Raw genomic sequence first — 11,826 nt, forward strand, 5'->3', positions numbered from 1 at the left:
ATTTGTTACTAATATAGGAAATAATAACTAGGAAGCTCTGATAGTATTGCCTCCTAGTCTTTCTCTATAATGCCTTTAAGCAAGTGACCGCTTTAGGAGTTATTGTGTGACCAAATTAGTACTGTGGTTTATTTTTGCGTCTTTGACCTTATTAAGTTGTAGCTCGGTTAAAAAGCCAACTTTTAATAGCGATATTGTAGTGATTGATGTAGCTGATTTGAACCAATATTGGGTCGCTAAGACATCTAAGGTAGTTTTCTTACCTGGGCGTCCAAAGTAGATACCTAAAGGAATGGGTAAAGCATCTTTTTTTATTACTATTGATTCTAACGGAACCTTGGTTAGTAGAGAGTTAATTGACTCCATACCTAATGATTGGGTGACACAAAAAATATTAGATAAAATGCCAATACAACAATATAAGCCTTCCATAACTAACCCGACTAAAATCCCGGTTAAGGTTAAAATAAACTCAGAATTAAAGGCACTTGTTGATATAACTTAATACTGATTAAACGTGAATATTTAAAACACCAAACTGCAACATCTGGTTGCTTTATATTTTAAGGAAAAATAATGAGAAAACTCGGAATTTCAATTGCTTTATTAGCTTTAGCAGGCTGTGCGTCAACAAATTATTCAGACTTTGACGTTAGTGAAGCTGTAATATCAAAGCTTAAAATTAACGAAACTCATAATTTAAATGAAAGGCAGCATAAGCTAGAAATATCTTTTGATTATGAAATATCTGAATATGTAGATGCGAACAATTTATATAATTGCTCTGTACAATTTTTAGCTTTAGATGGCACAACAATCTCAATATCAAATGGTAAAAAATCACCTTGTGAGTTGAATAAAGCCAAAGGCGAAAAATCTATAGTATGGCCAACCATATTAGATAAGGCGCACTCTCCTTCTGAAGAGCAGCTTTCTAAAATAAAGTACCCTATAGAATACTTTATAGCTATTCATCAACGAACTGGTAAAAACACGAATCGAATAATCGGAAAGTCCGCCATCCAAGTTAGCACTGTAAAAATATAGCTCACTAACGATCTAATACAGTTTGTAGAGATTATACCAATATAAAAAAGGCGAACATTTTACAATGTTCGCCTTTTTTATAACAGTCAGCTAATTACTCTTGAAAGTAAGTACCCCAACCGTCGTATTCTACTTCGCATTCAACAGCAAGTGCTGCCAGCTTATCAACGTCTTCCATTATTACGTCAACATCAAGCTCTGACTCTACAACTATGTCAAAACTCCAAATTTTTGCACCGTCTTCAAGCTCAAGCTCTGCTGGCTCTTCCACATCGTAGCCTAATTTAAAAGCGGCTAATGCGGCCTGCTCTAACTTAGGGAAGTCTTCACATACAAAGTGATGTTCTACTTCGTAAAGTATTTCAGGGTCTGAACCATCTTCGAGTAATGAAGATACGATGTCTTCACTTATTTCACGCCAGTTTTCCATTAATTTTCTCTCACTTGAGCATCTAATTCAGTTATTTTAGCAGCCATAATACTGTGCACACTTTTAGCGTGCTCGCGCGCGCTGATGTTTTTATCAAGCGATATGGGGGCTAACATTTCAATATAAATTGTACCATTATCCCAACGATTTAGTTTAATGGTTTTATGCGTTGTGCTCATACATACGGGCACTATGGGTACTTGCGCACTTAAAGCGGTATGAAATGCGCCTGTTTTTAAAGGTAATAAACCGCGTCCGTAACTGCGTGTACCTTCTGCAAACATCCATACTGATAAGCCATTTTTCTTTATTTTTTCAGCGGCTTTAGAAATAGTTCCCGCAGCTTTTGAGCGGTTTGTACGATCAATTAAAATATTCCCCGAAAGCCAATACAACTGACCAAAAAATGGCACCCACTTTAAGCTTTTTTTACCTACGCTCACGCAGTTTTTAGGCACCATTGCAGGAATAGTAAATAAGTCATAACTATTTTGATGATTTGCCACATAAACCGCAGGACCAAGATTTACGCTATCCGGATGGTACTTTCGTACAACTTTAACGCCCAGCATTTTTGCTACTGAGCCAAACCAGCTCGCTATAATATGCACATTATTAGGATGAAATGGCCTCACTATTGATAACAGTAACCCAAAAATACAACTTAATAATATAAACAACAGCATAATAAAAATACGTATAACAGCAAGCAACAGAGCGTCTCCAAATATAATCGCGTTAAGCCAGCGGCTATTATAACGTTATTTTATGATCTACACGAGAAAATAGCGCACAAGTGTACGCTCAATTTTATAACAAACTAAATTTATAACAAAAAAATGGCCTGCATAAGCAAGCCGTTTAATATGAGCGAATGTGAATTAATCGCTACTCATCAATAGCATTTTCAATTGGCTCGTCATTTTGCGGGCTAAACTCTACAACAGCTTCATCTACTCTTTGTAGGCCTCGTGGTAGTTTATTACCCCTACGCCCTCGCTCGCCATAATAATGCTCTAAATCACTTGGTTTAAGCGTTAGTTTTCGCTTACCTGCATGCAGCGTTACACTACTGCCCTCAGGCACTACTGCTAATACTTTTACAAACTCTTCGCGGGCTTGTACTTTAGCCCCCGGAATAGAAATTATTTTATTACCTTTACCTTTACCTAATTTTGGTAAGTCGCGCAGCGGAAATAACAACATCCGCCCTTCGTTGGAAATGGCCATACAATAATCACTAGCGACCTCGTTAACCCTAATTGGCGACAGTAATAAACCGCCTTTAGGTACGCTCACCAATGCTTTGCCGTTTTTGTTTTTACTCACTAAGTCTTTAAAGTCAGTAATAAAGCCATAACCTGCGTCTGATGCCATAAGTAATACTTGGTTATCTTCACCCATTACTACATGCTCAAAGTTAGCGCCTGCACTAAGGTTAAAACGCCCTGTCATGGGCTCACCTTGGCTACGTGCTGAGGGTAGGCTATGCGCATCGGTTGCAAACGCTCGTCCTGCTGAATCTAAAAACACGGCGGGCTGGTTACTCTTACCCCGAGCTGAGGCTCTATAAGCATCACCGGCTCGATAACTTAACCCTTGCACATCTAAATCATGCCCTTTGCCAACGCGTGCCCAGCCCTTGTCTGAAAGCACCACAGTGACCGACTCTGATGGGATTAAATCTTTTTCATTTAACGCTTTTGCTTCTAAGCGCTCAACAACTGGCGAGCGACGGTCGTCGCCATATATTTCAGCCGCCTCTTGAATTTCTTTTTTAAGCAACGTTGACATACGACGATCTGAGCCTAGCGTTTGCTGCAATTTATCACGCTCTTTAGCGAGTTCATCTTGCTCACCACGTATTTTAAATTCTTCTAACTTGGCTAAATGACGAAGTTTTAGCTCTAAAATAGCTTCTGCTTGTATGTCTGTTAAATCAAAGCGCTCCATTAATACTGGCTTTGGTTTATCTTCGCTGCGAATAATTTCAATCACTTCGTCAATATTTAAAAAGGCTGCTAATAAGCCTTCTAAAATATGTAAACGCGCTAACACTTTATCTAAACGATATTGTAGGCGTCGACGTACTGTTTCGCGCCTAAACACTAACCACTCGGTTAAAATAGTCAGTAAATTTTTAACTTGCGGACGCCCATCTAGGCCAAGCATATTTAAGTTTACACGATAGCTTTTTTCTAGATCTGTGGTGGCAAATAAGTGCGCCATTAATGGCTCAGCTTTAATACGGTTTGAACGCGGAATAATGACGATTCGAGTCGGGTTTTCGTGATCTGACTCATCGCGTAAATCGGCTACCATTGGCAGCTTTTTAGCGTTCATTTGCGCTGCAATTTGCTCCAGTACTTTACCACCAGAGCACTGATGTGGCAGTGCGGTAATAACTATATCACCCTGTTCTTGCGTATAAACTGCACGCATTTTGATTGAACCACGCCCAGTTTTATATATTTTGTGAATATCGGCTTTTGGGGTAATTATTTCTGCGTCTGTAGGGTAATCTGGCGCATGTACCAAGGTGAGTAATTCTTCAAGCTCAGTTTTTGGTTTATCAAGTAATAAGCAACAGGCACTGGCTACTTCACGCACATTATGAGGCGGAATATCGGTTGCCATACCAACTGCAATACCCGTTATACCATTGAGTAATATATGCGGTAAACGCGATGGCAGTACCACAGGCTCATCCATGGTGCCGTCAAAGTTTGGCGTCCAATCTACCGTCCCTTGGCCTAGCTCTTTGAGGAGTATTTCAGAGAACTTAGATAAACGTGCTTCGGTATAACGCATTGCCGCAAACGATTTAGGATCGTCGGCCGCGCCCCAGTTTCCTTGCCCGTCAACCAATGGATAACGATAAGAAAACGGCTGCGCCATTAATACCATGGCTTCATAACAGGCACTATCACCATGGGGATGGTATTTACCTAGTACGTCACCTACGGTACGGGCTGATTTTTTATACTTGGCATTAGCCGATAATCCCAGCTCGCTCATAGCATAAATAATACGTCGCTGTACTGGTTTTAAGCCATCGCCCACATGGGGTAATGCCCTATCCATAATTACGTACATAGAATAGTTTAAGTAGGCGTCTTCGGTAAAACGCCCCATTGTTTGTTGCTCAATTCCTTGCATTAGCAAGGTATCTGTATCACTCATTAAAGCTTACCTAGTTTTTCTTATAGCTTACACGGTAGATCACATTGGCGTAATCATCGCTTACCAATAGACTGCCGTCACCTAATTCTGCAAATGCAACAGGGCGTCCATATGTTGTTTCGTCTTGCATAAAGCCTGTAATAAATGGCGTATATTTAGTTACACGGCCTTGCTCAATGCTCGCTAATGCCACTTTATAACCTGACTTTTTAGAACGGTTCCACGAGCCATGTTCAGCAACAAATAACTGCTGCTTATAGCTTGCTGGAAATTGCTTACCGTTATAAAAATGAATACCCAAAGGCGCTACATGCGCCGGTAAGGCTAGTGCAGGTGAAGTATAGTCGGCAATTTTTTTACCTTTTCCAAATTCAGGGTCAATAATCGCGCCTGCGTGAACATACGGAAAACCAAAATGCTCGCCCTCTTTAGTGACTCTATTTAACTCATCTGGCGGAATGTCATCCCCCATCATGTCGCGACCATTGTCGCTAAACCATAACGCTTGTGTGCTAGGGTGAAAGTCAAATCCTACTGAGTTACGTACGCCTTGCGCCAGTGTAGTAATTTGCTTGGTTTCTACGTTTAACGCAAAAATACGGCCAAAACGCTCGTCTTCAGCGCAAATATTACAAGGTACACCAACCGGAATTATTAGCTCGCCAGTTGGGGCAAAGCGTAAAAATTTCCAACCATGATGGCGCTCTGATGGCAGCGCATCGTAAAGCACCTCAAACTGTGGGTTTTTTAGTTGCGTATCAATATTTTTAAAACGAATGATGCGGTGTACTTCACCAACATATAAATCGCCATCTTTAATTGCTAAACCTGAAGGCATATTTAAGCCCTCTGCAACCAGCATTTTTTTATCTGCTACGCCATCGCTGTTATGATCAATAAGTGCATATACATTGCCTGCTTTGCGCGAGCCAACATATACTATGCCTTTTTTTGATACTACAACTTGCCGTGCATTTTCAACATCACTGGCAAATAAGCTAAGCTCAAACCCCGGGGCTACCGTGAGTTTATCTAATATATTTTTAGCCATTACGGTATTGCTAGTTAAACCTAGTAATAGCACTATTTTTAGTACCGTATTCATATATTCTCCTTGTTTATTTAAACGCAGACGCTAATTAAACTTGTGCCTTGTTACCGTGATCCTCTAGCCATTGACGCCTATCTGCAGAGCGCTTTTTAGCCAGTAACATATCCATCATTTCCATGGTTAATTCTTCTTCATCCAAGGTGAGTTGCACTAAACGCCGGGTATTTGGATCCATAGTAGTTTCACGCAGTTGCAACGGGTTCATTTCACCCAAGCCTTTAAATCGCTGTACGTTTACTTTACCGCGTTTTTTCTCAGCTTCAATGCGCGCTAAAATACCGGTTTTTTCGTCTTCATCTAGTGCGTAATAAACATCTTTACCAATATCGATTCTAAAAAGTGGTGGCATAGCAACATACACATGCCCTGCTTTTACTAGTGGCTTAAAGTGGCGCACAAATAAGGCGCACAATAGGGTAGCTATGTGTAACCCATCCGAGTCAGCATCGGCTAATATACATATTTTATTATAGCGCAGCGCTGTTAAATCGTCTGAATCTGGGTCTATACCTAATGCCACGGAAATATCGTGCACCTCTTGCGATGCTAATATTTGCCCCGAATCAACTTCCCAGGTATTTAATATTTTACCACGCAGCGGCATTATTGCTTGAAACTCACGATCTCGCGCTTGCTTAGCCGAGCCACCTGCCGAGTCACCTTCTACTAAAAATAGCTCGGTGCGATCGTTATCTGCGGCACTACAATCGGTTAATTTTCCCGGAAGTGCAGGCCCTGCGGTTACGCGTTTACGGATCACTTTTTTAGCAGCACGTAAACGTCGCTGCGCATTAGAAATACACAATTCAGAGAGTTGCTCTGCAATATCGGTATGCTCGTTTAGCCATAAACTAAAGGAGTCTTTTACTACGCCCGATACAAATGCCGCACATGAGCGCGACGATAACTTTTCTTTAGTTTGACCGGCAAACTGCGGATCTTGCATTTTAACTGAAAGCACATAGCTACAACGCTCCCAAATATCATCTGGGGTGAGTTTTACACCTCGCGGTAATAAATTTCTAAACTCACAAAACTCACGCATTGCCTCAAGTAAACCTTGGCGTAAACCGTTTACATGAGTACCGCCTTGTGCGGTAGGTATTAAGTTTACGTAACTTTCAGCTATTGACTCGCCCCCTTCAGGTAGCCAAATCAATGCCCAGTCAGCACCTTCAATTGAGCTTGAAAACTCACCTACAAAGGGCACATCTGGTAATGTTTCGTAGCCTTTAATGGCTTCAATTAAGTAATCTTTTAAACCCGTTTCGTAAAACCATTCTTGGGTTTCTTTAGTTTGCTTATTAACAAACTTAATGCGTAAGCCTGGGCATAACACGGCTTTAGCTTTTAATAAGTGATTTAGTTTAGTGATTGAATAGTTAGGCGAATCAAAGTAACTAACGTCTGGCCAAAAACGTACTGTGGTACCGGTATTGCGCTTACCCACCACGCCAATTACGCTTAAGTCTTCAACTTTTTCGCCATTTTCAAATGCCATTCTGTATTGCTGGGCATCTCGTCTAACGGTCACTTCTACGCGGGTTGATAGCGCATTTACAACCGAAATACCAACGCCGTGTAAACCACCTGAAAACTGATAGTTTTTGTTAGAAAACTTACCACCAGCATGCAGTTTGGTAAATATTAGCTCAACCCCGGGAATACCTTCCTCTGGGTGAATATCAATAGGCATACCACGGCCATCGTCACTCACTTCGAGCGAGTTATCTTCGTGTAAGATCACATCTATTCGAGTGGCATGGCCGGCCATTGCTTCATCGACACTATTATCGATAACTTCTTGGCCTAAATGATTTGGCCGCGAGGTATCTGTATACATACCGGGGCGGCGTTTTACCGGATCTAACCCATTGAGTACTTCAATAGCTTCGGCGTTATAATTTTGCTGACTCATAATTTTTATCTTTATATGCGCTAACTAGTTTTATTTAATTTAAGAAAATCGACAATGCTTGCAATAGTGCGCTCAAAGCCAATAAAGCTGTGATCACCACCAAATTCTATTAATTGCTTACAGTGTGAATAATAATTTACTGCGTGTTGAAAATTTAACACTTCATCACCCGTTTGTTGCAACAAGTACAACAACTCAGGGTGCTTTAACTCGCTCAATGTTAATACTTTTAAAGCATCTATATGACGGTTATTTAGTTCATAATTATAATCTTGATACGGATTATAATTTGCCCCAAGTAAAGGCTGTAATAAATTGCCCGGTGCTACCGCTGGGTTAATAACCACCGCAGGAATATGATAACGCTGCGATAAATAGGTGGCAAAAAAACCGCCTAATGAACTACCTAATAACGCAGTATTAGGTGTGATTAACTGCTCTAACTCGATAATAGCTTGCAGAGGTTCGTGGTTTAAACGTGGTACATAATAGTCAACATCATAGTGTGCCATAAGCTCACCAAAGCGCACAGCTTTATATGATTTTTCAGAACTATTAAAACCGTGAATATAAATTACGCGCTTAACCATATCACGTCCGTATTTATATGCACTTGCCCTTGCGATGAGTTTATATAAAGCATTCTATAAGCTGGGCCATTATTTTGCTGTTGCCACGCTTTACTGTGCTTAGTAAATTGCACTGAGCTTGCCGGCGTAGCGTAAATATCAAGCTCTCTAAAACATTGCGTATAATCATTATGCACATGACCATGAATAAGCGCAGCAACATTGCCATTATTAACCAACGTATTTAATAGTTGTGGGCCATTTTCGAGCATATGTTTATCTAAATAACCGTTTATTGGCAACGGATTATGATGGCAAAATACCAGTTGCTTGCTAACTGGCTGCGCTAAACAGTCGGATATTTCATTTAAATGCTCACTTGTCACCCAACCGGCTGGAGTGAGCCCTTTGGAGTTAATAAGTAATAGCTCAATATCAGTGCTTGCGTTATTAGTTAGGTTATTAGTTAGGTTATTAGCCACTAAGCGTTTTGCCGCTTTTATTTGTCCACCACTGATTTGCTCAAGCAAGGCAATTTCGTCATGATTACCTGGTAGCCAAAATACTGGGCAAGTAAGTGTACTGTTGCTTATAAGCTCACTAAATAATAAGTAAGATTCCACACTATGATCTTGTGTTAAATCACCGCCAAATACCACTGCATCTAGTTGTTGTAACGCCATATGTTCAAGCGCTTGTTGAAAATATGTGGCTGTATTTACCCCAAAGTACTCAGCATTTCTATCGGCAAATAAATGGCAATCTGTAACATGAGCAATACGTAAAGATGGCTTATTAAAAGTATAAGTATCATCAAACCAAGCCATTATTTACATCCCAATTTAGCGTGGCTTGGCCATGCTCAACACACGCAACAAGCCAATCATATAAAAAGGCGTTAAGCTGATATTTTTCATCTTTTTGATGCATTTTAGGATTAGGATAACCGTAAGAAGGTTTTATGCGCTGATGATAGTCGTGATGAATAATTTCGGCCACTTTCGCATCATTATAAAGCCTAACGGTTAAGTATAATGGGGTAATGCCTTTTACCATTCCTGATAGCTGTTTAATTGACACATCCATAGTGTATTTAGCCATGTCATCTATTTTTACAGCAAACTCACTGTTACCCAACTTTACCTCGCGAATACTTTGTTTAGTTTGCTCGCTTGGTAATAACTTTAAAAGCCGCACGTAATTATGCTCGCAAAGTGTTAAATACTTTGGAAGGTTTTGAATATATCTTTGGGTTGCTAAAAGTGCTGTCAAAGTACCGCCATTACAATTTATAAATTACTATTTATGTATAAAATTTATGCCCACTTGTTGATCATACCATCACGATTGAGCGCTAACCATTGCAAACAAATAACCGTTGCAGCATTGTCTATTTCCCCACTATTAAGCCGTGCCAGTGCATCATCTAGTGTTAATATATGGGTTTTAATATCCTCCCCTTCCGTTTCTAAACCGTAAACTCCGCTGTTTACTTGGCTTAAATCGGCGCGGGCTAAATATAAATGTAACCGCTCAGTAGTGCCGCCGGGGCTTGAAAGATACGAAAGCATAAACTCGAGCTCGGTTAAATTAAGTCCGGCTTCTTCATAGGCTTCTTTTTTTACTACCGCTGCATAATCCTCACTGCCATCGGTCATACCTGCAATACATTCTAACAGCCATGGCGAATGTTTGCTTTTTATTGCACCAATGCGTATTTGCTCTATTAATAACACTGTATCGGTTACAGGGTCGTAAGGCAGCACGGCAATAGCATCGCCACGTTCTAAAATTTCACGGCTAATGAGTTGCGACTCGCCACCCGCAAATAATGCATGTTTAAATTGATATAAGTTAATTTTAAAAAAACCATCGTAAAGGTTAGTAATAGGTTTTAATCTCACATCTTGGTGAGTAAATTCGATCAACTTTTTATTGGTCATATAACTACCTCTTACTTATTTTAATAAACTAAAGTGGATTAATATATTCTGTTACACTTACAAACATTGTTTTACTCATTTTTTTTTTAGTTATGAGCCAAAACAGGTTAACATGCCCAATAGTATAAAATTTGTCTAAGGACCGAACCACACATGAAAAAGAACATCCTTGCGGCGCTGGTTAGTTTATCATGCGCAATTGGCGCTACAGCTGCTCACGCTGAAGATTTACTACAAGTTTTTGAAATTGCGACAGCAAACGATCCTACCGTGTTGAAGGCAAAAGCCCAAGCGGATGCACAATCTTATCAAAGTGATCGTGCGATGAGCGCATTATTACCTCAAATAGGTTTAAGCTTAGGCTACGAAAAAAGTGACTCTACCTCTTTTCAAAGTGTTGGCGATTTATCAAATCAAGTTAAAGTAGAAAGCGATACTGACCAATTCACTCGTGGTGTTAGCTTAAGCCAAACACTGTTTGATTTAGGCGCATGGAATAACCTAGGTATTGCTGATAAACAAGCTCTACAAGCCAGTGCACAGTACGATTTTGCTAAGCAAGATTTAATAGTACGTGTTGCCGATGGTTACTTTAATGTATTAAGTGCTATCGATAGCCTTGAATTTGTTAAAGCTGAAAAGCGCGCTATTGAACGCCAATTAGAGCAAACAAAGCAACGCTACGCGGTAGGCCTAACTGCTATTACCGACGTACACGAAGCTCAAGCTCAGTTTGATAACTCAGTAGCACAAGAAATTGTTGCCGGTAATGCCGTAGAAACAGCACGTGAACTACTGCGCGAAATAACAGGTAAGTACCACGCAAAACTTGACGTTTTAAATACCGAAACATTTTCAACTGTAAAGCCAAATAAACCCTCTAGCGACTTAGTTAAAGTGGCTGAAGAAAAAAACTTAAATTTACAAGTAGCAAAAGTCACAGTTGATATAGCTAAAGATCAAATTGAGCTAGCGAAAGCAGGCCACTACCCAAAATTAACACTTGATGCGCGTTACGGTGATTCTTTAACCAATCGCGACATAAACGGTGCAAGTTTTGATAACCAACCTCGTGCCGATTCGACCACTATAGGTATTAACTTTAGTGTGCCTCTTTACTCAGGTGGTGCCACGGTTGCTGCAACTAATCAAGCACGTGCATTTTACGTCGCTGCAAGCCAAGATTACGAAACTAACTATCGCGCAGTTACACGCACAGTTATTACTTCTTATAATCAAGTGGTTTCAGATATAGCGACCTTTAGAGCGCTAGAGCAAGCGGTTATATCTGCCGAGAGTGCACTTAAAGCAACTGAAGCAGGTTTTGAAGTAGGTACTCGTACTATTGTTGATGTACTTGTTAGCACACAAAACTTGTACAATGCAAAACGTAACCTTGCCAATGTTCGCTATCGCTACGTGGTATCTACGCTGCGCTTAAAGCAAGCAACAGGAACACTAACAAATGCTGACTTAATGGCGATTAATAAAGGTTTAAACGCAATTTAACACAGCTTAGTCTAGTAACTAAAAAGCCAGCATTTTGCTTAATGCCAGTCAGTTAACACTGACTGGCTTTTTTTTATACGGATATTTAGATGGTTTCTTTTTCACACATCGTGGAA

The 11,826-nt window shown here is 40.2% G+C and carries 13 protein-coding genes; 4 read left to right on the forward strand and 9 right to left on the reverse strand.

Annotated features, from left to right (window positions below; translation table 11 throughout):
* Positions 1-106 precede the first annotated feature (106 nt).
* From AAEZ22_RS16155 to AAEZ22_RS16165, 3 genes are all read left to right on the forward strand, one after another.
* Positions 107-280, forward strand: coding sequence for a hypothetical protein (locus AAEZ22_RS16155; protein ID WP_157863182.1), 174 nt, complete (start codon positions 107-109; stop codon positions 278-280).
* A gap of 12 nt (positions 281-292) precedes the next feature.
* The gene (locus AAEZ22_RS16160; RefSeq protein ID WP_352298036.1) at positions 293-505 is read left to right on the forward strand and encodes a hypothetical protein; all 213 of its coding nucleotides are present in this window, start codon (positions 293-295) and stop codon (positions 503-505) included.
* Positions 506-576: 71 nt separating this feature from the next.
* Complete coding sequence (locus AAEZ22_RS16165) at positions 577-1,047, forward strand: hypothetical protein (RefSeq protein ID WP_011329230.1); 471 nt, start codon at positions 577-579, stop codon at positions 1,045-1,047.
* A gap of 94 nt (positions 1,048-1,141) precedes the next feature.
* On the opposite strand, the gene rraB is transcribed toward AAEZ22_RS16165, so the two are convergent.
* The 9 genes from rraB to AAEZ22_RS16210 form a co-directional block, all read right to left on the reverse strand.
* Entirely contained in the window at positions 1,142-1,477 is a 336-nt protein-coding gene (gene rraB, locus AAEZ22_RS16170; protein ID WP_011329231.1) for a ribonuclease E inhibitor RraB, read from the reverse strand.
* Complete coding sequence (locus tag AAEZ22_RS16175) at positions 1,477-2,190, reverse strand: 1-acylglycerol-3-phosphate O-acyltransferase (protein ID WP_011329232.1); 714 nt, start codon at positions 2,188-2,190, stop codon at positions 1,477-1,479. Before AAEZ22_RS16175 ends, rraB begins: the two co-directional genes overlap by 1 nt.
* 175 nt (positions 2,191-2,365) lie before the next feature.
* Positions 2,366-4,660: a DNA topoisomerase IV subunit A gene (gene parC, locus AAEZ22_RS16180; RefSeq protein WP_011329233.1), complete on the reverse strand. Its 2,295-nt coding sequence runs from the start codon at positions 4,658-4,660 to the stop codon at positions 2,366-2,368.
* Positions 4,661-4,670: 10 nt separating this feature from the next.
* Complete coding sequence (locus AAEZ22_RS16185; RefSeq protein WP_086995204.1) at positions 4,671-5,765, reverse strand: PQQ-dependent sugar dehydrogenase; 1,095 nt, start codon at positions 5,763-5,765, stop codon at positions 4,671-4,673.
* 34 nt (positions 5,766-5,799) lie between these two features.
* Positions 5,800-7,689 carry a DNA topoisomerase IV subunit B gene (parE, locus tag AAEZ22_RS16190; protein WP_011329235.1) on the reverse strand — a complete coding sequence of 630 codons (1,890 nt, stop codon included), beginning with the start codon at positions 7,687-7,689 and terminating at the stop codon, positions 5,800-5,802.
* Between the two features lie 20 nt (positions 7,690-7,709).
* Entirely contained in the window at positions 7,710-8,279 is a 570-nt protein-coding gene (locus AAEZ22_RS16195; protein ID WP_011329236.1) for a YqiA/YcfP family alpha/beta fold hydrolase, read from the reverse strand.
* Entirely contained in the window at positions 8,264-9,085 is an 822-nt protein-coding gene (locus AAEZ22_RS16200) for a metallophosphoesterase (RefSeq protein ID WP_352298039.1), read from the reverse strand. Before AAEZ22_RS16200 ends, AAEZ22_RS16195 begins: the two co-directional genes overlap by 16 nt.
* On the reverse strand, positions 9,072-9,530 hold the full coding sequence (locus tag AAEZ22_RS16205) for a DUF1249 domain-containing protein (RefSeq protein WP_058374175.1): 459 nt from the start codon (positions 9,528-9,530) through the stop codon (positions 9,072-9,074). The genes AAEZ22_RS16200 and AAEZ22_RS16205 overlap by 14 nt, the downstream gene beginning before the upstream one ends.
* Before the next feature lie 44 nt (positions 9,531-9,574).
* The gene (locus AAEZ22_RS16210; RefSeq protein ID WP_089368754.1) at positions 9,575-10,201 is read right to left on the reverse strand and encodes an NUDIX domain-containing protein; all 627 of its coding nucleotides are present in this window, start codon (positions 10,199-10,201) and stop codon (positions 9,575-9,577) included.
* Positions 10,202-10,354: 153 nt separating this feature from the next.
* Between AAEZ22_RS16210 and tolC the strand changes: the two genes are divergently transcribed.
* Positions 10,355-11,710 (forward strand): outer membrane channel protein TolC, encoded by a 1,356-nt coding sequence (gene tolC, locus AAEZ22_RS16215; protein WP_011329240.1) that lies wholly within the window; start codon positions 10,355-10,357, stop codon positions 11,708-11,710.
* Positions 11,711-11,826: the final 116 nt, after the last annotated feature.

The organism is Pseudoalteromonas sp. 20-MNA-CIBAN-0454 (genome assembly GCF_040308685.1).
GTDB lineage: Bacteria > Pseudomonadota > Gammaproteobacteria > Enterobacterales > Alteromonadaceae > Pseudoalteromonas > Pseudoalteromonas nigrifaciens.